Source organism: Cedecea sp., from assembly GCF_036500665.1.
GTDB lineage: Bacteria > Pseudomonadota > Gammaproteobacteria > Enterobacterales > Enterobacteriaceae > Cedecea.
Map to the genome: position 1 here is coordinate 89,288 of NZ_DASYBS010000042.1, position 21,168 is coordinate 110,455.

General features: G+C 54.4%; 20 protein-coding genes. 13 read left to right on the forward strand and 7 right to left on the reverse strand.

Annotated features, from left to right (window positions below; translation table 11 throughout):
* Positions 1 to 94 precede the first annotated feature (94 nt).
* The 5 genes from flhB (at position 95) to VGM55_RS07055 (ending at position 6,684) form a co-directional block, all read left to right on the forward strand.
* On the forward strand, positions 95 to 1,246 hold the full coding sequence (gene flhB, locus VGM55_RS07035) for a flagellar biosynthesis protein FlhB (RefSeq protein ID WP_331635077.1): 1,152 nt from the start codon (positions 95 to 97) through the stop codon (positions 1,244 to 1,246).
* Complete coding sequence (flhA, locus tag VGM55_RS07040; protein WP_154186598.1) at positions 1,239 to 3,317, forward strand: flagellar biosynthesis protein FlhA; 2,079 nt, start codon at positions 1,239 to 1,241, stop codon at positions 3,315 to 3,317. The genes flhB and flhA overlap by 8 nt, the downstream gene beginning before the upstream one ends.
* Positions 3,317 to 3,712, forward strand: a complete 396-nt coding sequence (gene flhE / locus VGM55_RS07045; protein WP_154186600.1) for a flagellar protein FlhE — start codon at positions 3,317 to 3,319, stop codon at positions 3,710 to 3,712. Before flhA ends, flhE begins: the two co-directional genes overlap by 1 nt.
* A 244-nt stretch (positions 3,713 to 3,956) precedes the next feature.
* Positions 3,957 to 5,540 (forward strand): MFS transporter, encoded by a 1,584-nt coding sequence (locus tag VGM55_RS07050; RefSeq protein WP_154186601.1) that lies wholly within the window; start codon positions 3,957 to 3,959, stop codon positions 5,538 to 5,540.
* A 4-nt stretch (positions 5,541 to 5,544) separates the two neighbouring features.
* Positions 5,545 to 6,684, forward strand: a complete 1,140-nt coding sequence (locus VGM55_RS07055; RefSeq protein WP_331635079.1) for a glycoside hydrolase family 88/105 protein — start codon at positions 5,545 to 5,547, stop codon at positions 6,682 to 6,684.
* 56 nt (positions 6,685 to 6,740) lie between these two features.
* Here VGM55_RS07055 and argS read toward each other — a convergent pair whose 3' ends face one another.
* Positions 6,741 to 8,474: an arginine--tRNA ligase gene (gene argS / locus VGM55_RS07060; RefSeq protein WP_331635080.1), complete on the reverse strand. Its 1,734-nt coding sequence runs from the start codon at positions 8,472 to 8,474 to the stop codon at positions 6,741 to 6,743.
* A gap of 51 nt (positions 8,475 to 8,525) precedes the next feature.
* Between argS and VGM55_RS07065 the strand changes: the two genes are divergently transcribed.
* Both VGM55_RS07065 and VGM55_RS07070 read left to right on the forward strand, forming a co-directional pair.
* Positions 8,526 to 8,702 (forward strand): hypothetical protein, encoded by a 177-nt coding sequence (locus VGM55_RS07065; RefSeq protein WP_154186605.1) that lies wholly within the window; start codon positions 8,526 to 8,528, stop codon positions 8,700 to 8,702.
* Between the two features lie 16 nt (positions 8,703 to 8,718).
* Positions 8,719 to 9,285: a VOC family protein gene (locus VGM55_RS07070; protein WP_331635081.1), complete on the forward strand. Its 567-nt coding sequence runs from the start codon at positions 8,719 to 8,721 to the stop codon at positions 9,283 to 9,285.
* Here the strand turns inward: VGM55_RS07070 and VGM55_RS07075 are convergent, their stop codons facing one another.
* The gene (locus VGM55_RS07075) at positions 9,286 to 10,425 is read right to left on the reverse strand and encodes a PatB family C-S lyase (RefSeq protein WP_331635082.1); all 1,140 of its coding nucleotides are present in this window, start codon (positions 10,423 to 10,425) and stop codon (positions 9,286 to 9,288) included. It abuts the gene before it with no gap.
* A 90-nt stretch (positions 10,426 to 10,515) separates the two neighbouring features.
* Between VGM55_RS07075 and cutC the strand changes: the two genes are divergently transcribed.
* The 4 genes from cutC to VGM55_RS07100 all read left to right on the forward strand — a co-directional run bounded on the left by cutC (position 10,516) and on the right by VGM55_RS07100 (position 15,017).
* Positions 10,516 to 11,265: a copper homeostasis protein CutC gene (cutC, locus tag VGM55_RS07080; RefSeq protein ID WP_154186611.1), complete on the forward strand. Its 750-nt coding sequence runs from the start codon at positions 10,516 to 10,518 to the stop codon at positions 11,263 to 11,265.
* Positions 11,266 to 11,666: 401 nt separating this feature from the next.
* Positions 11,667 to 12,698, forward strand: a complete 1,032-nt coding sequence (locus tag VGM55_RS07085; RefSeq protein ID WP_154186613.1) for a hypothetical protein — start codon at positions 11,667 to 11,669, stop codon at positions 12,696 to 12,698.
* 172 nt (positions 12,699 to 12,870) lie between these two features.
* A complete protein-coding gene (locus tag VGM55_RS07090) occupies positions 12,871 to 14,121 on the forward strand; it encodes a lytic polysaccharide monooxygenase (protein WP_154186615.1) in 1,251 nt (416 codons plus the stop codon).
* Positions 14,122 to 14,738: 617 nt separating this feature from the next.
* On the forward strand, positions 14,739 to 15,017 hold the full coding sequence (locus VGM55_RS07100) for a DUF1471 domain-containing protein (protein WP_154186617.1): 279 nt from the start codon (positions 14,739 to 14,741) through the stop codon (positions 15,015 to 15,017).
* A gap of 54 nt (positions 15,018 to 15,071) precedes the next feature.
* Here the strand turns inward: VGM55_RS07100 and cmoB are convergent, their stop codons facing one another.
* From cmoB to VGM55_RS07125, 5 genes are all read right to left on the reverse strand, one after another.
* The gene (cmoB, locus tag VGM55_RS07105) at positions 15,072 to 16,043 is read right to left on the reverse strand and encodes a tRNA 5-methoxyuridine(34)/uridine 5-oxyacetic acid(34) synthase CmoB (protein WP_331635083.1); all 972 of its coding nucleotides are present in this window, start codon (positions 16,041 to 16,043) and stop codon (positions 15,072 to 15,074) included.
* On the reverse strand, positions 16,040 to 16,783 hold the full coding sequence (gene cmoA, locus VGM55_RS07110; RefSeq protein ID WP_154186619.1) for a carboxy-S-adenosyl-L-methionine synthase CmoA: 744 nt from the start codon (positions 16,781 to 16,783) through the stop codon (positions 16,040 to 16,042). The genes cmoB and cmoA overlap by 4 nt, the downstream gene beginning before the upstream one ends.
* Before the next feature lie 39 nt (positions 16,784 to 16,822).
* Complete coding sequence (locus tag VGM55_RS07115) at positions 16,823 to 17,218, reverse strand: MAPEG family protein (RefSeq protein WP_154186621.1); 396 nt, start codon at positions 17,216 to 17,218, stop codon at positions 16,823 to 16,825.
* Between the two features lie 70 nt (positions 17,219 to 17,288).
* Entirely contained in the window at positions 17,289 to 18,107 is an 819-nt protein-coding gene (locus VGM55_RS07120) for a DUF72 domain-containing protein (protein ID WP_331635084.1), read from the reverse strand.
* Positions 18,104 to 18,670: a hydrolase gene (locus VGM55_RS07125; protein ID WP_154186625.1), complete on the reverse strand. Its 567-nt coding sequence runs from the start codon at positions 18,668 to 18,670 to the stop codon at positions 18,104 to 18,106. The genes VGM55_RS07120 and VGM55_RS07125 overlap by 4 nt, the downstream gene beginning before the upstream one ends.
* A 268-nt stretch (positions 18,671 to 18,938) precedes the next feature.
* On the opposite strand from VGM55_RS07125, the gene aspS reads away from it, so the two are divergent.
* Positions 18,939 to 20,711: an aspartate--tRNA ligase gene (gene aspS / locus VGM55_RS07130; protein ID WP_331635085.1), complete on the forward strand. Its 1,773-nt coding sequence runs from the start codon at positions 18,939 to 18,941 to the stop codon at positions 20,709 to 20,711.
* Entirely contained in the window at positions 20,711 to 21,154 is a 444-nt protein-coding gene (gene nudB, locus VGM55_RS07135) for a dihydroneopterin triphosphate diphosphatase (protein WP_154186629.1), read from the forward strand. Before aspS ends, nudB begins: the two co-directional genes overlap by 1 nt.
* Positions 21,155 to 21,168 lie beyond the last annotated feature (14 nt).

Genomic DNA, 21,168 nt, shown 5'->3' on the forward strand with positions numbered 1-21,168 from the left:
CAAAATAAACGTACAAAAACGTTTGTAATTCCTCTATTAGCCCAACCGTGCTCTGGCATGCTGTCCTTGAAATTGCGGCCACGAGATTGTTGCGGTGTCTGAAGATAGCGATCAGGAAAAAACAGAAGCCCCCACGGCCCACCGACTTGAAAAGGCGCGCGAAGAGGGACAGATCCCGCGCTCCAGAGAACTGACTTCACTGCTGATGCTGCTGGTGGGGCTGTGCATTATCTGGATGGGCGGCGCGTCGCTTGGCAAGATGCTTGGCGCGATGCTGTCTGACGGCCTGCACTTTGACCATAAGATTATCAACGACCCCAGCCTTATCGTGCATCAGATCAGTCATCTGATAAGGTTTGCCGTGATGGCGCTGCTGCCGCTGATCTCCGGGCTGGTGATTGTGGCGATAGCCGCACCTATGCTGCTGGGGGGCGTGAATTTCAGCGCAAAATCAATCCAGTTTAACCTTGGCAAACTCAACCCGATCGCCGGGATTAAGCGCATGTTTTCCATGCAGACGGCGGCGGAGCTGCTGAAGGCAATGCTGAAGGCGATTCTGGTAGGGTGCGTTGCCGCCTGGTATCTGTGGCACAACTGGCCGGCGATGATGCGCCTGATGAGCGAATCCCCGATAACCGCGCTGGCTAACGCGCTGAACATGGTAGCACTTTGCGCCCTGCTGGTGATCCTGGGACTTATCCCGATGGTGGGGTTTGATGTCTTCTTCCAGATCTACAGCCATATTAAAAAGCTGCGAATGACCCGCCAGGATATTCGCGACGAGTACAAACAGAACGAGGGCGACCCGCATATTAAAGGGCGTATTCGCCAGCAGCAGAGGGCGATCGCGCGCCGCCGCATGATGGCTGATGTCCCTAAGGCTGACGTTATCGTGACGAACCCGACCCACTATGCGGTGGCGTTGCAATACGACGAAAACAAAATGAGCGCGCCAAAAGTGCTGGCCAAAGGGGCCGGACTGGTGGCTCAGCGTATTAAAGAAATTGGTAATGAAAACCGCATCCCGATGCTGGAAGCGCCTCCGTTGGCGCGTGCGCTGTACCGCCACGCTGAGATTGGTCAGCAGATCCCCGGTCAGCTCTATTCGGCCGTAGCAGAGGTGCTGGCCTGGGTATGGCAACTGCGACGCTGGCGCGTGGCGGGCGGCTTAATTCCGAAGAAACCTGAAAATCTTCCGGTGCCTGAGGCACTGGACTTTGCAAACGAGAAGGACTCCGATGGCTAATCTGGCTGCGATGTTGCGCCTGCCGGGCAACATGAAATCCGGGCAATGGCAAATTCTTGCCGGTCCGGTACTGATCCTGCTGATTCTTTCGATGATGGTGCTGCCGCTGCCGCCGTTTGTCCTCGATCTGCTGTTTACCTTTAACATCGCGCTGTCGATCATGGTGCTGCTGGTGGCGATGTTCACTCAACGTACCCTGGACTTCGCCGCGTTCCCGACTATTTTGCTGTTTACCACGTTGCTGCGCCTGGCGCTGAACGTCGCCTCTACCCGTATCATCCTGCTTGAAGGCCATACCGGTGCGGCAGCGGCGGGTAAAGTGGTTGAAGCCTTCGGTCATTTCCTGGTCGGCGGCAACTTCGCCATCGGTATCGTGGTGTTTATTATCCTCGTTATCATCAACTTTATGGTTATCACCAAAGGTGCGGGACGTATTGCCGAAGTTGGGGCGCGTTTTGTGCTGGACGGGATGCCGGGTAAACAGATGGCCATCGATGCCGACCTGAATGCCGGGATCATTGGTGAAGAGGAGGCGAAAAAGCGCCGTTCGGAAGTGACCCAGGAAGCGGACTTCTACGGCTCCATGGACGGTGCGAGTAAGTTCGTGCGCGGCGACGCCGTTGCCGGGCTTATCATCATGGTGATTAACGTAGTCGGCGGCCTGATGGTCGGCGTTATCCAGCACGATATGGCGATGGGCGCGGCGGCACAAAGCTATACCCTGCTGACCATCGGTGACGGCTTGGTCGCTCAAATCCCCGCGCTGGTTATCTCCACGGCGGCGGGCGTTATCGTTACCCGCGTGGCGACCGATCAGGACGTTGGCGAACAGATGGTCACCCAGCTGTTCAATAACCCGCGCGTGATGTTGTTGGCCGCTGGCGTACTCGGGCTGCTCGGTATGGTGCCGGGAATGCCAAACTTTGTCTTCCTGCTGTTTACCGCTGCGTTACTGGGCTTAGCCTGGTGGATGCGTGGCCGCCAGATGGCCGCGCCCGAAGCGCCTCAGCCGGTGAAAATGCCGGAAAATACTCAGGCGGTGGAAGCCACCTGGAATGACGTTCAGCTGGAAGATCCGCTCGGCATGGAAGTGGGCTACCGCCTGATCCCGATGGTGGATTTCCAGCAGGATGGCGAATTGCTCGGGCGCATTCGCAGTATTCGTAAAAAATTCGCTCAGGAAATGGGGTTCCTGCCGCCGGTGGTGCATATCCGCGACAATATGGATCTGCCGCCAGCACGCTACCGCATTTTGATGAAAGGCGTTGAAATCGGCAGCGGGGATGCCTACCCGGGCCGCTGGCTGGCGATTAACCCAGGCACGGCTGCGGGTACCTTACCGGGCGAGGCGACTATCGATCCGGCCTTTGGTCTGGCCGCCATCTGGATTGAGAGCGCGCTGAAAGAGCAGGCGCAGATTCAGGGCTTCACCGTGGTTGAAGCAAGTACCGTAGTGGCGACACACCTTAACCACCTCATCGGACAGTTTGCGCCGGAGCTGTTTGGTCGCCAGGAAGCGCAGCAGCTGCTTGACCGCGTGACCCAGGAAATGCCGAAGCTGACCGAAGATCTGATCCCTGCCGTAGTGACGCTCACCACGCTGCATAAAGTGTTGCAGAACCTGCTGGAAGAGAAAGTGCCGATTCGCGATATGCGCACCATTCTGGAAACGCTGGCCGAGCACGCGCCTATTCAGAACGACCCGCATGAGCTTACCGCCGTGGTTCGTGTGGCACTGGGCCGGGCGATTACCCAGCAATGGTTCCCGGGGACGGGGGAGGTGCAGGTTATCGGTCTGGATGCGGCGCTCGAACGCCTGCTGCTCCAGGCGCTACAAGGTGGCGGTGGACTTGAGCCAGGTCTTGCGGATCGCCTGCTTGAGCAGTCCCAGGATGCCCTTCAGCGTCAGGAAATGTTAGGCGCACCGCCGGTTCTGTTGGTGAACCATGCGCTGCGCCCGCTGCTGGCGCGTTTCTTACGCAGAACGCTGCCGCAGCTGGTGGTCCTGTCGAGCCTTGAGCTGTCGGACAACCGCAACATTCGTATGACGGCAACGATCGGAGCGAAATAATGAAAGCGTTACTTTTGATGTTGCTGGTGCCGTTTGGCGCGCTGGCGTTAGGTGAGGGCTCATGGCAGGACAGCAGCATCGGCGTGACCCTGAGTAACCGTGGCGTGGCGGCCTCGTCCCGCCCACTGAAGCCGATGCAGCCCGTCAGCGGCAGGATGACGCTGATTGCCTGGACCTATGTGCTGGATGGCCCGACGCCTGCGGGACTGACGGTCAAGCTTTGCTCGCCAACCAACTGTACGCCTCTGGAAGGCGATAACGGCACCACGCGCGGCCTGACCAATACCGACGCGAATCAGCCTTTGCGTTTCGTCTGGGAAGTGCCGGGCGGCGGGGCTATGTACCCGCCGCTGCGGGTGCGCAGCAATCAGGTTATCGTTAATTACGTCCAGTAAGCTCTCCTTTTCGGCCATCGGGCTCATCCGGTGGTCGACGCCTCGTTTTTCCTCCAGCTAATTTGTTTTATCAATCAGTGATTCAGGCACGGGTCCCCTTTGCATTTTTGCCATTTTTCGTTTGCCGGTGGCAGAAGCGGAAAGGTATCACTGCGGCGATGCTTTTACTTTTAACCGTGTACTTACTCCCGGAGCGAGGAGCAGTCATCAGGGAGTCTCCCAAAAACCATAAGGGCTGACGGCGATGAAAACACGGAAAATTGGACTAACGAACTACCTGGCCTATGGCTCAGGCGACTTTTTGGGAGCAGGGACCACGGCGCTAACGGCGGCCTGGCTGCTCTATTTTTACACCACGTTTTGCGGGCTCTCTCCTATTGAGGCCACCTTTATTTTTGCCGCGGCCAGGGTGCTGGATGCGGTAGTCAGCCCGCTAATGGGCTTCCTGACCGATAACTTCGGTTCCACCTGGCTCGGCAAGCGCTTCGGACGAAGAAAGTTCTTTATCCTGCTCGGCATTCCCTGCGTATTCAGCTACTCGCTAATGTGGGTAGGGGAGATGGATTTCTGGTACTACCTGGTCACCTACCTGATCTTTGACGTCGTCTACACCATGATTCTGGTGCCTTATGAAACGCTGGTGCCGGAAATGACCGACGACTTTAAACAGAAAACCAAGTTTTCAGGCGCGCGTATTTCTATGGCGCAAATGTCGGCCATCCTGGCTTCTTTCCTGCCGGGCATATTGCTGACCCAGTTCGGTAAAGACAATGCCATCTCCTTTTTCTATGCGAGCCTGGTCTTTTCGGTGCTGTGCGCGCTGATGCTGACGTTTGTCTGGTGCTTCACCTGGGAGCGCCCGCGTGCAGAGTGGACGGAAGCCGCGCTGAGGGCGGAAGCAGAGAGGCAGCAGCTAAGCCTCGGGCAAAGCCTGAACCGCCTGTTCGTAGAACTGAGTTCCACGCTGCGCGTCAGGATTTTTCGCCAGCATCTGGGCATGTACCTTGGCGGCTATATAGCGCAGGACGTTTTTAACGCGGTCTTCACTTATTACGTGGTGTTCGTGCTGATGCAGGAGGCGTCGATGGCCTCCAATCTGCTGGGCACCATGGCTATCTTCCAGTTTATTGCGGTTATCGCGATGATCCCGCTGTGCATCCGCTTTGGACCCGCGCCCTCGTATCGCATGGTTGTCGTGCTTTTTGGCCTGAGCTCGTTTTCCTACGCCGTGCTCTATTATGCCGGGCTCAGCGATGTTTATGCGCTGTTGCTGCTGGTTTCGGCCGTTGCCGGGCTAGGGCGCGGCGGCATCAACTATGTTCCGTGGAATACCTATACCTACATCGCCGACGTGGATGAAGTGATAACCGGCCAGCGCCGGGAAGGGATATTTGCCGGGATAATGACTCTGACGCGCAAAGCCTCTCAGGCGGGGGCGGTGATGCTGGTCGGCGTGGTGATGCAAATGTCGGGCTTTGTCAGCGGGCAAAAAATACAGCCGGTGGAAGTGAGCCACACTATTTTGACCATCCTGAGCGTAGGTACGCTGCTGGTGCTGGCCTGCGGGTTCCTGGTCTCCCTGCATTTCAGGCTCAACTTACAAACCCACAGCACGCTGCGTGAAGAGACGGCCAAAATGCGCGAGTTTGGCAGCGCAATTGAGCAGGCCAGCTCGCCGGAAGCTCGCGCAACGGTAGAAATGCTGGCCGGGATGCCTTTCGAAGCCCTGTGGGGCAATAACAACATTGGTTATCTCAACCGCAATAAGCCGCCTGCGCCCACGCTTAAAGCCGACGTGCCGCTGAATTCAACATACCATGGAGGTTAATACTATGAAGGTTTGGCCTGTTAAGCATAGCCAGCTGCTTCGCCAGCCTCAGCGCTTTATCGCGAGGGATGAACTTAAAGCGCTGATTGAGAACGTTACGCGAAGCCTGGTGAGTATTCGTGATGAAAGCGGTGAGTTTTTGCTGCGGCTGGACGACGGCCGGGTGATAGACACCAAGGGTTGGGCTGGCTGGGAGTGGACGCACGGTATCGGGCTGTATGGGATCTGGCAGTATTACCGCCTGACGGGCGATACCGCGATGCGGGATATCATCGATAGCTGGTTTGCCGCGCGCTTTACCGAAGGCGCTACGACCAAAAATGTTAATACCATGGCGCCTTTCCTGACGCTGGCGTACCGCTACGAAGAGAGCAAGGATCCGGCCTGGCTACCGTGGCTGGAAAGCTGGGCCGAATGGGCGATGTACGAGATGCCGCGCACGAGCTTCGGCGGGATGCAGCACATTACGCTGGCGGAGGAAAATCACCAGCAGATGTGGGATGACACGCTGATGATGACGGTGCTGCCGCTGGCGAAAATCGGCAAACTGCTTGGCCGCGAAGAGTATGTGGAAGAGGCGGCCTATCAGTTTCTGCTTCACGTTCAGAACCTGATGGACCGGGAGACCGGCCTGTGGTTTCACGGCTGGAGCTACGAAGGCTGCCACAATTTTGCCAACGCCCGCTGGGCACGTGGCAATAGCTGGCTGACCATCGTTATCCCGGACTTCCTCGAGCTTATCGACCTGCCTGAAAGCAGCGCGGTACGCCGCTATCTGTTGCAGGTGCTGAACAGGCAGGTTGAGGCGCTGGTAAAATGCCAGAATGAAAATGGTCTCTGGCACACCCTGCTTGACGACCCGGATTCTTACCCGGAAGCTTCGGCGACGGCGGGTTTTGCCTACGGCATTCTCAAGGCGGTACGCAAGCGTTACGTCAGCGCAGAGTATGCTGATGCGGGAGAAAAAGCGATACGCGGTATCGTGGCCAATATCTCGCCGGGAGGGGAATTGTTGCAAACGTCGTTTGGGACAGGAATGGGCAGCAATCTTGAGTTTTACCGCCAGATACCGCTGACCTCAATGCCTTACGGCCAGGCGATGGGAATCCTGTGTATGACGGAATACCTGCGCAGCTACTTCTGATTAGCGATAAAAAAACCCGGCAAATTAGCCGGGTTTGAGCGTGAAACGCTTTACGCTTACATGCGCTCTACGGTTTGAATGCCCAGCGTATCCAGACCCAGCTTCAGGGTCTTCGCGGTCAGTAATGCCAGCTTCAGGCGGCTGTTGCGGGTGGCCTCGTCGGCGGCGCTCAAAATAGGGCAGTGCTCGTAGAAGCCAGAGAACAGGCCTGCTACATCGTAAAGGTAAGCACACATCACGTGCGGCGTGCCGTCGCGGGCAACCACATTCAGCGTTTCCTCAAACTGCAGCAGGCGAGCGGCCAGCTGTGCTTCGCGGTCTTCGGTAATCACGACCTTCGTTTTCAGCAGTTCGGCTTCGTCGAGATTGGCTTTACGGAATACGGACAGCACGCGGGTATAGGCGTATTGCATATACGGCGCGGTATTCCCTTCGAAGGCCAGCATGTTGTCCCAATCGAAGATGTAGTCGGTGGTGCGGCTCTTGGACAGGTCAGCGTATTTCACCGCGCCAATACCTACCGCTGTCGCCAGATTTTCCAGTTCATCCGCCGGCATGTCAGGGTTTTTCGCTGCAACCAGGATGCGTGCGCGTTCCATAGCTTCATCGAGAAGGTCGGTCAGCTTAACGGTACCGCCGGAGCGGGTTTTGAACGGCTTGCCGTCTTTGCCCAGCATCATGCCGAACATCTGATGTTCCAGCGTGACGGACTCAGGCACGTAGCCTGCCTTACGCACGATGGTCCACGCCTGCATCAGGTGCTGGTGCTGGCGGGAGTCGATGAAGTACAGCACGCGGTCGGCATGCAGGGTTTCGTAGCGGTATTTCGCACAGGCGATATCGGTAGTGGTATACAGATAGCCACCGTCTTTCTTCTGGATGATAACGCCCATCGGGTCGCCGTCTTTGTTCTTGAACTCGTCCAGGAACACTACGGTTGCGCCTTCGCTTTCTACCGCCAGACCTTTCTCTTTCAGGTCAGCAACAATTCCCGGCAGCATTGGGTTGTAGAGACTTTCACCCATCACGTCGTCGCGGGTCAGGGTCACGTTGAGGCGCTGGTAGGTTTTCTGGTTCTGCGTCATGGTGATGTCGACCAGCTTGCGCCACATCTCACGACAGTATTCGTCGCCGCCCTGCAGCTTAACCACGTAACCGCGAGCGCGTTCGGCAAAGGCTTCGTCTTCGTCGTAGTGTTTCTTGGCGGCGCGATAGAACTCTTCCAGGTCGGCCAGGGCCATTTCACCCGCATTTTCCTGCTGCTGTTTTTCCAGGAACGCAATAAGCATGCCGAACTGGGTACCCCAGTCACCGACGTGGTTGGCGCGAATCACTTTGTGACCGAGGAATTCGAGGGTACGTACAGCGGCATCACCGATAATGGTGGAGCGGATATGGCCAACGTGCATCTCTTTGGCAACGTTAGGCGCGGAGTAGTCCACAACGATAGTTTGCGGTTTAGACACGCTAACGCCCACGCGATCGGACGTAAGGGCATCATCGATGTTTTTAGCAAGGAACGCCGGGTCGAGGAAAATATTGATAAAGCCAGGGCCTGCAATTTCAACTTTGCTGGCGATCCCGGTCAGATCGAGGTTAGCGATGACCTTCTCTGCGACCTGTCGCGGCGGCATGCCCAGCGTTTTAGCAACGGACATCACGCCATTAGCCTGATAGTCGCCGAACTGGACTTTTGCCGACTGACGAACCTGCGGCTCGCAGCCCGCTGGCGCGCCTGCAGCAATCAGTGCCTGACTGACTTTTTCTGAGAGAAGAGACTGAATATTCACCGGGATACCTTACAATTTGTACTGGGCCGCCGCATCAAGGGCAGCCTGAAAATGAGGAACGAAACAGGGCGTGAGTATAACGTTATTTGCGGCCTGGCGTCAGCAAAAGCCTTGCCTACCGGCGGCGCAATTATTATTAACGGCGCAATGAATAACCATTCATCTGATTTTGGCCCCGGCGGGGAGTTGGCTCGCTCCCAGGAACAGGGTAGATTACGCGCTTTCTGAAAAAGAGGATGGCGGCATGGCAAACTGGCAGGCGGTAGATGAACTGCATGATATTTCGGCAGATCTGCCGAGATTTACGAAAGCGTTAACAGAACTTGCCACCCGGCTTGGGCTCGAGGTTGCGCCGCTTGATGCCGATCACATCTCTTTGCGCTGCCATCAGAACGCGACCGCCGACCGCTGGCGCGCGGGGTTGAAAAAATGCGGCACGTTACTGAGTGAAAATATCATCAACGGTCGCCCGATTTGTTTATTCAAGCTGGATGAACCGGTGTGTGTAGAGCACTGGCGGTTTACGGTGGTGGAACTTCCCTGGCCGGGCGAGAAGCGTTACCCGCACGAAGGCTGGGAACATATTGAAATTGTGCTGCCGGGCGAGCCGGAAACGCTCAATGCACGGGCGCTGGATCTGCTGTCCGACGCCGGGCTGCGTGAAACAGGTATTTCGGTGAAAACCAGTTCGCCAAAAGGCGAGCGCGAAAGGTTGCCTAACCCCACGCTTGCGGTAACCGACGGCAAAGTTACGATTAAATTCCATCCCTGGACCATCGAGCAGATCGTCGCCAGCGAACAGGCTGACTGATTAACGCGGCTTGACCGCGTTTTGCAGGCGGCGGATGGCTTCATCAAGCACCGCCGCCGTACAACCAAAGTTAATTCTTACAAACTGCTTCTCGCCGAAATCTGCTCCGGGCGAGAAACCCAGACCGGCATCAAGAAAGAACTCAGCCGGGTTCTTTACGCCTAATCCGCTGGCATCAACCCAGCCGAGGTACGTGGCTTCCGGGGGCTGTATATTCAAACCTGGAATGTTGTTTACCGAGGTGACCAGCTTGTCACGGTTAGCGCGCAGATACACCAGTAGTGCCTGCAGCCACGCCTCGCCGTCTCGCCAGGCCGCTTGCGCCGCAGTCAGAGCAAGGACATCGACTTCAGGCACAATGCCTGTGCGAGCCGCTTTGAACTTACGGCGTAGTTCTGCATTGGGAATAACGGCCACCGAGGCACCAAGCCCGGCAATATTAAAGGTTTTGGACGGAGAGAGCAGGGTAATGGAACGCTGCGCCGCATCTTCGCCTAATGTCGCGAAAGGAATATGTTTTGCGTCAGGCTCAAGCAGCAAATCGCAATGGATCTCATCCGAGCAAACGACTAAATCGTGGCGCTGGGCAAAGGCTAGCTGCTGTTCCAGTTCGTTGCGGCGGTAAACCGTGCCGCCAGGATTTTGTGGGTTACAGAGCATAAACAGTTTTTCGTTGCCCGTCATGCTGGCTGTTAACGCATCAAGATCGATAACCCAGCGTTTTTCTTGCAGCCTGAGCGGCGCATTTATCTGATTACGCTGGGCAAACAGAGCGGCTTTGCGAAACGGCGGGTAAATCGGCGTGGGGGCAATCGTCAACGCTGAGGCAGTGGTAAAGGCGCGAACGCATAAATTCAGGCCTGCCACTACCCCGGGCAAAAAGAGCAGCCATTCGGGTTTAATGCGCCACTGATAGCGGGCGGCGAGTCTTTCGGTGATGACGTCAATCAGCGCATGCGGGCGCGCACCATAGCCAAATACACCGTGCTGAATACGCGCTTGCAGCGCTTCAAGGATGCAGGGCGGCGAGCGGAAATCCATATCGGCGACCCACATTGGCAGCACCGCGTCAGAAAATTTATTCCATTTCGCGCTATCGCTGTGACGTCTGTCGATCCATTCATCAAAATTGAATGCCATAGTACGCTACCTTTTTGTGAGCTTGTTTTCAGATTATCATCCAGAAACAGGTTAACAACCGGCGACCTGCAGGTTTTTTAGGAGTAATCAATGGCTTTGCTTGAAATATGCTGTTATGGAATAGATTGTGCTGTCACTGCAGAACAAGCCGGCGCGGACAGAATTGAACTCTGCTCTGCGCCTAAAGAAGGCGGGCTGACGCCTTCCGCTGGCGTGCTTCGGCAGGTCAGACAAAAAGTGTCGATCCCCGTACACCCGATTATTCGCCCGCGCGGCGGTGACTTTTGCTACACCGACGGCGAATTTGCCACCATGCTGGAAGATATCGTCTTCGTGCGTGAGCTCGGTTTTCCGGGGCTGGTGATCGGTATGCTTGATGAGGACGGCAATATCGATCTGCCGCGAATGGAGAAGGTGATGCAGGCCGCCGAAGGGATGGCCGTGACGTTCCACCGCGCTTTTGATATGTGCCATCATCCGCTGCAGGCGTTCGAACAGCTGGCGGCATTAGGCGTTGCGAGAATACTGACTTCAGGGCAGCAGCAAACGGCCGAAACGGGAATCTCACTTCTTCGGGAACTAAAACAGCATTCTCGTGCTCCAATCATTATGGCGGGCGCAGGCGTGCGTCTTAGCAACGTTAGCAAGTTTGTTGCAAACGGTATTGAAGAGCTTCACAGCTCTGCCGGGCACTCGGTTCCTTCGCCGATGCGCTATCGCAAAGCGGGCGTTTCCATGAGCGCCGATGCCGAAGCCGATGAGTTTAATCGTTACTGCGTGGATGCAGACGTAGTGGCGGCAATGAAAAACGCGCTGGCGGTGACAAACCCGTCGCGCTGAAAAGATTTTTACCGCGCATCATGTCGCCCAATATGATGCTTGCTCGTACCAGGCCCCGGCGGATTGCTGGGGCTTTTTTTATCTATATCAATGCATTCCGGTGTTTTGGGGGGCTGAACCAGGCAATTTAAAAGCCCTAATAAGTTCAGATAACCCCAAAAAGGCTTTTTTTGCTGGTGATTTTTTCAGTTAGCTTTCATCTGATCAAATAGTTCCCTTTCTTGCAACGCTCGAGAATTTCCCAGGCGTGACATACATACGTTACCGCCCCAGCGGCATCTTATCTGAGCTCCATAAGAAATTACTCAAGCTTGTCAGGCTGCCCTCTAATGGTGTCTCTACTAACCATTCTTTACACTACCTGACAATTATTTATATGAGAACGTTGCACCCGAAATACTATGGATATGATAAATAAAATTCGTATTGCTGCCGCGAGCATACTGGGCGTGCCTTTGGTGGCATCAGCACATGTTAAATGGTTTGTCGATTTCGACACCACGAAAGCCCCTGAATCGCTGGCTCAGATGGCTGGCACCCTGGACTTCTGGGCATTGCTGATTTTTTCTATTGCGGTAGTTTTTGCTACTTCCGTCCTGGATCGCAAAATTCCCTCCTTTACCGACCGCCCGCAGTTTAACGGATGGTTAGATAAATCGCATAATGCCGTACCGGTAATTATGCGCTGGGGAACGGGTGCATTCTTTCTGATTCTGGGGATTTTTTACCCCCATGTTATTCTTACTCCAGAACTGCTTATTGAAAATCCGTGGCTGAAATATATCCATTACGCCATTGCAGTCACCGCCTTCTCGAGAAGAACCAGTCTTATTGCAGGTTTTGGGATCCTGTTTTTATACAGTTATGCCGTTCAGCTGTATGGCGTATTTCATATGCTGGATTACTTTATTTTTATCGGCACCGGCGTTTATTTAATTATTCAGACAATATTACCTAAAAGAGCTTATGGCGCGGAACTGGAACTACTGCGTTTCGTGCTTTGCTATTCCTTCCTGTGGGGCGCCATAGAGAAATTTATGCAGCCCGATTTATTCTATCAGCTTCTGGAAGATCACAGCTATCTGGCGATGGGGTTGGACTGGGAGTTTTATGTCCGAGCCTGCGGTTTTGTTGAATTATGCCTTGCCTGGCATATCTACACCGGAAAACTGGCGGGTTATGCGAGCATCGGCGTTCTTGCCACCATTGTAGTGTTGGCATTCATTCCTTTTGGTTTAACGGATTTCATCGGCCACTTCCTGTTCATAATTCCGCTGGTTGCCGTATTACTGACGCCGCGTAAAACCTTCATCTTCCGTACGGCGATGACCAGTACCGTTGGTTTTATAATAACATCGATTGCTTTGCTGCTTTTTGGATATATGAGTTACTATGTTTTACATTTTAACCTGCATCCACATTTGCACCCTTAATGTCACCCCCTTGAAAGATTTAATTATAACCGAAATGTAATATCTGAGATTCTCTCTGGTGAGATGGTTAAGGCTTTTTCTTTAGTTGAAAATATTTTTGGGCTGTACTTTCCCGAAGTGATAAATATTTTTTTAATTACACGATATCTTTATTTTCAAGGAATAAGTATTTATGAAAAGAATAACGAATACTGTTATTAGTTTGGCGGTGGTCATGGCCTGCACATCGTTGTCGCCATTGGCTTATGGGCACGGTGCTGTTTCCTGGCCTGTCTCTCGTCAGCTCCAGTGTTACAGGGAGGGGGGCTTCTGGGGGCCGCTCGAGAATATTCCTAATAGTGGGTGTCGCGCCGCTGTGGCAAAATCCGAGCAATACCCGCTGGTTCAGTGGAATGAAGTGGCTGCAAACCCGAGCCCTCGCAATGATCTGGACGCAATCAAAAAAGCCGTTCCTGACGGATTATTATGTGCAGCCGGAGATCCGAAGAAAAGAGGGCTTGATGAGCCGCAAAGTGCCGGATGGAAGCTTACCTCTGTCCAGGCTGGGGCAAAGATCAACCTGACGTGGGATACAACTGCAGCGCATAACCCGGCACGGTATACCGTATATATCACTAAACCCGGTGTTAATTATCAAAATCGAGCGCTGAAGTGGGAAGACTTGACGCAGATTGCAACCGGTCAAATGCCCAATGCCATCCAGGCATCACCCTATCCACAATACAAAATACCGGTGACATTGCCAGCCAATCGTACAGGAAATGCAATTCTGTACAGTGTCTGGCAGCGTGAAGATGCTGGAAATGAAGGCTTCTTTAACTGTAGCGATATTTCCTTCGAAGGTGGGGTTGATCCCAAGCCTCCTGTCCCCGACGATGGATGGCTGCAAGAACAGCCGTTCGTGAAACCGGGCATCCCGTCCCCTGATGAAGGCGATCGTGTTCGTTTCCGGTTATTGGGTGGGAGTGGGAGCCGCGGCCTGGAAGTTGTCGATCTGAGCATAGAGATCACTGCTGGAAATAAAAATAACTACCGCTGGGCAGAAGAACTGGCCAGTGAGCTGAATGACACCCAGGAAAAATATGTACAAGTTGGCGTGAAAAAGAACGGCAGTATCCAATTCGAAAGCGGTGCGGATCGTATTCATCAGAACCAAGTCTGGGTAAAAGATTCCCGCTACAGCAGTTCATTGTCGGTGATCGCAGCAGATAAACCCGGCCCGGATGCGGACAAGGTATGGCCAAACGGTATTGGTACCTATCTCGCAGGCAAAACAGTGGTTAAAGGCACGGATGGTAAGAAATGGCGTTGCCGCGAATTCCCTCAGGGAGGATGGTGTAACATCAATCATCCAGCTTACGAGCCCGGAGGCAAAAACATGGCAACAGTAGCAAGCCAGCAAGCCTGGGAGCCGGTGAAATAACACAATTTTATTCTCCGCCCAGCGTGTAGATATGATGGCGTAAACTTCAAAGGTCTTTGTTAAAGCAAGCCTGCCCGCCTGGCGTTACCTCGCCAGGCTTTTTTGATTGGTATAAACACAGTTTTTCAACTGCGATTACTCGAAGCTCTCAAGGTTTTCCGTCCTCGGTTTTACCCCCCACTTCTCCCCCAACAATTCCCCGGATAAAACGAAGGAGCAAAAATAGCCGTAAGAAGCTGGTTTTAAATATTTATTGGGTTGGAACGTGATGATTTGAACCTGCGCCCTCTGACACCCCTTGCTTTTGTCAGGCTTTGCTTCGTCAACGGCAGGTTTTCTCTGTGAAGGTTTTTCCCAGCCTTGACGCCGACGGTGCAGCGATAACGAGGTGTGCCATCACTCCGAAGCCTTTTTTCGATAATGTAATAAGCCATTATTCATTAAGCCCGGCGGACTGCCGGGGCTTTTTTTATTCTGTAACCAGCGAAGCGTTATGTAACGTCTCCTGCATTTTTTGTACACATTGTTTAATTTCGTTTTCCAGTCACTTACGTTCCCAAACGCCCTGTTAGCAATAATCACTCCCGACAACTATCAACGTTATAGGGATTTAAAAAATGAAAAAATTAACAGCAACCGTGATTCTTGCTCTGTCTTCCGTTTTCGCTTCAGCCGCTTTTGCTGCGCCGTTGCCTGAACTCATTAATAGCAGCGCTGTAGGTCAGGAGCGCATTGGCGTGGTTTCAGTCAGCGGCGTACCGGGAAGCACCGATGATGCAATCAATCAGTTAAGAGAAAAAGCCCAAAAAATCGGCGGCAGCAAAATTCAGATAGTAGGACTTGGAACGCCGGGCGACTCCAGCCTGTGGAGCGGGAGCGCTCAGGTATATCGCTAACCAATAGCGACGATAAAAAAACCGGCATTCAGCGCCGGGTTTTTTATTTAAAGATTATGGCTTACGCGCTACCAGAACGGCTCTTAACGGGGCTGGGTAGCCTTCGAGGGTTTTACTGCTGTCGTTCGGGTCAAGGAAGTCACCCAGCGACTCGGTTATCATCCACGAGGTTCGGCGCTGTTCTTCCTGCGTTGTCAGGCAGCGATCGACAATTTTCACGTCAACAAAACCGCATTTTTCCAGCCAGTTTTTCAACGCCAGCGCTGACGGGATGTAGTAAACGTTACGCATTTGCGCATAGCGCTCACCCGGTACCAGCACGGTATTTTCATCGCCTTCCACAACCAGCGTTTCCAGCACCAGCTCACCTTCTTTCACCAGCTGATTCTTTAGCTGCCAGAGATGGTCCAGCGGTGAGCGACGGTGATAAAGCACGCCCATTGAAAATACGGTGTCAAAGGCGTTGAGCTCGGGAAGCTGCTCAATCCCGAGCGGCAGAACGTGCGCACGCTGATCGTTACCCAACAGTTTACGTACCGCTTCGAACTGGCAAATAAACAGCTGCATAGGGTCGATACCTACAGCCAGTTGCGCGCCGGCGCCGATCATGCGCCACAGGTGATAGCCGCTGCCGCAGCCGACGTCGAGAATGGTTCGCCCGGCAAGCGGGGAAATGTGCGGTAAAACGCGATCCCACTTAAGGTCTGAGCGCCACTCGGTATCGATGTCTACGCCATAGAGGGAATACGGACCTTTACGCCACGGCATCAGGTTACGCAGCAGCTTTTCAATGCCAAGACGCTGGCCTTCACTCAGCGGTGCCGCCGGCTCAGCGGTTACGCTGTGAAGCAGATCGAGGCGGTGAGGCGTCATGTCCGGCAGATAGTTAACCGTGTTGTACCAGTGCTTAAACTGGCCATGTAGCGACTCGCGTTGCCAGCTGGCTATTTGTGCAGGGAGTGTTTCCAGCCACGGTGCAAGATGGTTTTTGGCGATCAGCTGATAAAAATTTCCGAAATCAATCACGCGGTTTCTCCGGATTTGACGGCCACCAGAGAGCCAAAGTTAAAGCACTGGAACCACAGTTCTGCGTGTTCAAAGCCCGCCTGTTTGAGGCGTTTTTTATGCGTCTCAACCGAGTCCGTCAACATGACATTCTCCAGCATGCTGCGTTTCTGGCTGATTTCGAGTTCGCTGTAGCCGTTCGCACGCTTAAAGTCATGGTGCATGTTAAACAGCAGCTCGCCGACTTCAGCGTCTTCAAAACTGAATTTTTCTGACAGCACCAGGGCGCCGCCCGGTTTCAGGCCCTGCCAGATTTTGTTCAGCAGCAGTTGGCGGTCATCAGGCTCGAGGAATTGTAGGGTGAAGTTGAGTACCACCATTGAGGCATTTTCAATCGTAATATTGCGAATATCGCCTTCGATAACGTCGACCGGCGTCTGGGCTTTAAAGGCATCGAGATGGCGGCGGCAGCGTTCTACCATTGCCGGAGAGTTGTCGACGGCGATGATTTTGCAGCTATCGTGATGAATGTTACGACGCACCGATAATGTTGCCGCGCCCAAAGAGCAGCCGAGGTCATAAACCTGGCTATGTGGCTGCACAAAGCGCTCCGCCAGCATACCAATCATGGAGATGATATTGGAGTAACCGGGCACCGAGCGCTGGATCATATCGGGGAACACTTCGGCTACCCGCTCATCAAAGGTCCAGTCGCCCAGCTTGGCAATTGGGGCGGAAAACAGCGTATCGCGGTCAGACATAACGTTAAATCCGGAAATTCGAAAGGGGCGTATTTTGCGTTAATGGAGCGAGAAAACCAACTCCCAAGGCATATACCATAAGTTAGCCAGCACCATCAGCAGCAGTGAACACCAGGTGGCACCCATGCCGGAGCGACGCCAGCGGATCAGCCGGTGGTGATAACCGTAGTAGTGGAGCAGGCGTCCGGCCAGCAGCATAATACCGCAAAGATGCACCATCCAGGTTTCGGCACCGTCCATCTCCATAAGCAACAAAAGCAGAAGGGCGATGGGAATGTACTCTACGGCGTTACCGTGAATCCGAATCGCGCTTTGGAGTTCGCTAAACCCCCCGTCGCCGTAGGAGACGCGATACTGCATGCGCAGGCGGACGACATCGAACGAAAACTTAATTAACAGCAGGGCAGCCAGCACCGCATATAGCGCGCTTACCATATTAACTCCATGTCGAAACAGTCACGGCTCCCGCTATCATAGCTTGCAACAGGGATGCTGTCGCTAGTGCTCAGAAAAGTGTGGCCTGCTGCGGGATTTCAGGAGGTGCGCCTAATTCAGGAAACGCCTGTTGCAGCGCGGGCCACAGCGTATGTACCAGCTCAGGCGCCTGGGCTATGTTCGGGGTATGAAGAAACAGATAAGGTGTCGTTTTCGTCGCCCATTCAGGCAGCTTTTTTAACCAGACGTCGAACAGCGCGGCGTTTTGCTCCATGTTATCGCTGCCGATAAATCGCACCAGCGGATTTGATGCGGTCACGATGGCATGAACCGGAACCTTGGGCTTCTTCCGCTGGGCTTCACGCACCGCTTCGTTGTGCGGTACGGCGCTGTGAATAGGGCGGCTATCGAGAATGGCGCGGTTAACGTTGCGTTCGTGTAGACCGCGATTCAGCGCCTGTTCATCAGCCCCTTTGCTGAAAAAGGCCGGGTGTCGCACTTCAACGCCATAGGTAAATTCTTTGGGCAGGGTGTCCAGAAAATGCCACAGCGCAGGAAGATCTGTCGGGCCAAACGTTGCCGGTAGCTGGAGCCAGTATTGCCCGATGCGATTTGCCAGCGGCGACATGCGGTCAAAAAACTCGGCGCTGAGATCGCCGCAGTTGCGCAGAGCGGCGTTATGGGAAATGGTGGCGGGGAATTTGAAGCAGAAGCGAAAACTGTCGCCTGTCATTTCCCGCCAGCGCTGTACGGTTTCTGCTTTTGGCAGCGCGTACTGCGTGGTATTGCCTTCCACACAGTTAAAATGGCGAGCGTAATCCTCAAGCGAGGTAATGCCGAGCCGGTTCCATTTTGGGTGCTGCCACTGCGGAAGGCCGATATAAATCATAGCGCAGCGATAATGTCGTCGGTGCTGCGAATACGGGCGATGCGCGGGAAGATAAACTTCAGGCTATGGTTGTGCTGTTCGGCGCTTGCCGCGCTGCAGGCATCTTCCGCCAGAACCAATGAGAAGCCCATTTCCCAGGCATTACGTGCGGTGGACTCAACGCCGATATTGGTTGAGATACCGCAAAGTACGATAGTGTCGATGTCGCGGCGGCGTAGCTGTAGCTCCAGATCGGTACCGTAGAAGGCCCCCCACTGGCGTTTGGTGACTTCGAGATCGCTCTCTTTTTTACCGAGCGCAGCCGGGTAGCTCCACCAGTTAGCGGGCAGGGCATGGCCGGGAGGGGCGGCATCAACAGGTTGTCTCAGCGCTTCGGCATAGTCCGCCGACCAGCCCACGCGCACCATCACTACCGGCGAACCGTTAGCACGGAATTTCTCGGCCAGCCGCGCGGCGCGTGCTACAACATCTTCGGCGCTGTGTGGACCACCGGCAAACGGTAAAATACCTTCCTGCAAATCAATGACCACCAGGGCGGTGCGGGATGCGTTGAGTTCTGTCATGGTGACTCCGGTTCTGAGAAGGATTAAAGGTCAATACCTTACGCTGGAAGCCAGGTTACTGAGTTTACAAATTTTGTTAATTTTTGTGAGAATCTGCAATACCGGCGCTGCGATTCGCGCCAGTCGGCGGTTTCGGGGTTATCGCCAGCCATTATTTCCAGTATAATAGCCCCCTTTTTTCATCCAGTTGTGACAGTCGAAATAGCTGCCACCAAAGCGCCTGCCGTCGCAGGTGGCGGGTCGCGTGCAGCTAATTAAGGGATATCTCATGCGTACAGTATATTGCGGGCAGCTCAATCAATCCCATGTGGGACAGCAAGTAACGCTTAGTGGGTGGGTCAATCGTCGCCGTGACCTCGGTAGCCTTATCTTTATTGATATGCGCGATCGTGAAGGCATCGTGCAGGTGTTTTTCGACCCGGACCGTCAGGAAGCGTTCCAGCTCGCCTCTGAACTGCGTAATGAGTTCTGTATTCAGGTTGTTGGCACCGTGCGTGCTCGCGACGAGCGTAACGTAAATAAAGACATGGCCACCGGTGAAGTGGAAGTGTTCGCCACCGAACTGACCATCATCAACCGCTCCGACGTACTGCCGCTCGACTCTAACCACGTCAACACGGAAGAAGCGCGCCTGAAGTACCGCTACCTGGACCTGCGTCGTCCGGAAATGGCTCAGCGCCTGAAAACCCGCGCTAAAGTGACCAGCTTTGTGCGTCGCTTTATGGACGACCACGGCTTCCTCGACATCGAAACCCCGATGCTGACCAAAGCCACGCCGGAAGGCGCACGTGACTACCTGGTGCCCTCCCGCGTGCATAAAGGTAAGTTCTACGCGCTGCCGCAGTCTCCTCAGTTGTTCAAACAGCTGCTGATGATGTCCGGCTTCGATCGCTACTATCAGATTGTTAAATGCTTCCGTGACGAAGATCTTCGCGCTGACCGTCAGCCAGAATTTACCCAGATAGACGTTGAAACTTCCTTTATGACCGCGCCGCAGGTGCGTGAAGTAATGGAAGACTTGGTGCGTAAACTGTGGACTGACATCATTAACGTTGACCTGGGCGACTTCCCGGTGATGACCTTCGCCGAAGCCGAGCGTCGTTATGGTTCCGATAAACCGGACCTGCGTAACCCGCTGGAGCTGGTGGACGTGGCTGACCTGGTGAAAGATGTTGAATTTAAAGTCTTCTCCGGCCCGGCGAACGACGCCAAAGGCCGCGTTGCCGCGCTGCGTGTGCCGGGTGGCGCACAAATCAGCCGCAAACAGATTGACGACTACGGCAAGTTCATTGAAATTTACGGCGCTCGCGGCCTGGCGTACATCAAGGTTAACGAGCGTGCGAAAGGCATCGAAGGAATCACCAGCCCGGTGGCGAAATTCCTGAACGCGGACATCGTGGAAGGTATCCTGGCGCGCACCGGTGCGGCCGATGGCGACATGATCTTCTTCGGCGCGGACAGCAAGAAAGTGGTTGCAGACGCGCTGGGTGCGCTGCGTCTGAAAATCGGTAAAGATTTGCAGATCACCGATGAAAACAAATGGGCGCCGCTGTGGGTGGTTGACTTCCCAATGTTTGAAGATAACGGTGAAGGCGGCCTGACCGCGATGCACCACCCGTTCACCGCGCCGAAAGACATGACGCCGGATGAACTGGCGGCGCAGCCGGAAACCGCGATTGCCAACGCCTACGATATGGTTATCAACGGTTATGAAGTGGGCGGTGGTTCCGTGCGTATCCACAACGGCCAGATGCAGCAGACCGTGTTCGGTATTCTGGGCATTAACGAGCAGGAACAGCGTGAGAAATTCGGCTTCCTGCTGGACGCGCTGAAATACGGTACACCGCCGCACGCGGGCCTGGCGTTTGGTCTGGATCGCCTGACCATGCTGTTGACCGGTACCGACAACATCCGTGACGTTATCGCCTTCCCGAAAACCACGGCCGCGGCCTGTCTGATGACTGAGGCACCCAGCTTCGCTAATCCGGCATCCCTGAGCGAGCTGGGTATTGAAGTTGTTAAAAAGGCTGAGAAAAACTGATGACCTTTAAGCGTCCCGTTTCGATTCTGGTAGTGATTTTCGCGCAGGATACCAAACGGGTGCTGATGTTACAGCGGCGCGACGATCCTGATTTCTGGCAGTCGGTTACCGGCAGCCTCGAGGAAGGGGAAAGCGCGCTGCAGGCCGCTCAGCGCGAAGTAAAGGAAGAGGTCGCTATCGACGTGGTCGAAGAGCCACTTCCCTTAGTGGACTGCCAGCGCCGCGTGGAGTTTGAGATATTTACTCATTTGCGTCATCGCTATGCGCCGGGGATTACGCGTAATACGGAATCATGGTTCTGTCTTGCGCTGCCTCATGAACGCCAGATTACCATTACGGAACATCTGGCCTGGAAATGGGTGCCCGCCGAAGAGGCGGCCCTGATGACCAAGTCATGGAGCAACCGGCAGGCGATTGAAGAGTTTGTAATTGATGCCGCCTGATAAAGGCGCTTTTG

Excerpts from the sequence above, each read along its gene's own strand:
- flhA (WP_154186598.1), top strand. The coding sequence starts at position 1,239 with ATGGCTAATCTGGCTGCGATGTTGCGCCTGCCGGGCAACATGAAATCC.
- flhE (WP_154186600.1), top strand. The coding sequence starts at position 3,317 with ATGAAAGCGTTACTTTTGATGTTGCTGGTGCCGTTTGGCGCGCTGGCG.
- VGM55_RS07050 (WP_154186601.1), top strand. The coding sequence starts at position 3,957 with ATGAAAACACGGAAAATTGGACTAACGAACTACCTGGCCTATGGCTCA.
- VGM55_RS07055 (WP_331635079.1), top strand. The coding sequence starts at position 5,545 with ATGAAGGTTTGGCCTGTTAAGCATAGCCAGCTGCTTCGCCAGCCTCAG.
- VGM55_RS07065 (WP_154186605.1), top strand. The coding sequence starts at position 8,526 with ATGAGGAACGAAACAGGGCGTGAGTATAACGTTATTTGCGGCCTGGCG.
- VGM55_RS07070 (WP_331635081.1), top strand. The coding sequence starts at position 8,719 with ATGGCAAACTGGCAGGCGGTAGATGAACTGCATGATATTTCGGCAGAT.
- VGM55_RS07075 (WP_331635082.1), bottom strand. The coding sequence starts at position 10,425 with ATGGCATTCAATTTTGATGAATGGATCGACAGACGTCACAGCGATAGC.
- cutC (WP_154186611.1), top strand. The coding sequence starts at position 10,516 with ATGGCTTTGCTTGAAATATGCTGTTATGGAATAGATTGTGCTGTCACT.
- VGM55_RS07085 (WP_154186613.1), top strand. The coding sequence starts at position 11,667 with ATGGATATGATAAATAAAATTCGTATTGCTGCCGCGAGCATACTGGGC.
- VGM55_RS07090 (WP_154186615.1), top strand. The coding sequence starts at position 12,871 with ATGAAAAGAATAACGAATACTGTTATTAGTTTGGCGGTGGTCATGGCC.
- VGM55_RS07100 (WP_154186617.1), top strand. The coding sequence starts at position 14,739 with ATGAAAAAATTAACAGCAACCGTGATTCTTGCTCTGTCTTCCGTTTTC.
- cmoA (WP_154186619.1), bottom strand. The coding sequence starts at position 16,783 with ATGTCTGACCGCGATACGCTGTTTTCCGCCCCAATTGCCAAGCTGGGC.
- VGM55_RS07115 (WP_154186621.1), bottom strand. The coding sequence starts at position 17,218 with ATGGTAAGCGCGCTATATGCGGTGCTGGCTGCCCTGCTGTTAATTAAG.
- VGM55_RS07120 (WP_331635084.1), bottom strand. The coding sequence starts at position 18,107 with ATGATTTATATCGGCCTTCCGCAGTGGCAGCACCCAAAATGGAACCGG.
- VGM55_RS07125 (WP_154186625.1), bottom strand. The coding sequence starts at position 18,670 with ATGACAGAACTCAACGCATCCCGCACCGCCCTGGTGGTCATTGATTTG.
- aspS (WP_331635085.1), top strand. The coding sequence starts at position 18,939 with ATGCGTACAGTATATTGCGGGCAGCTCAATCAATCCCATGTGGGACAG.
- nudB (WP_154186629.1), top strand. The coding sequence starts at position 20,711 with ATGACCTTTAAGCGTCCCGTTTCGATTCTGGTAGTGATTTTCGCGCAG.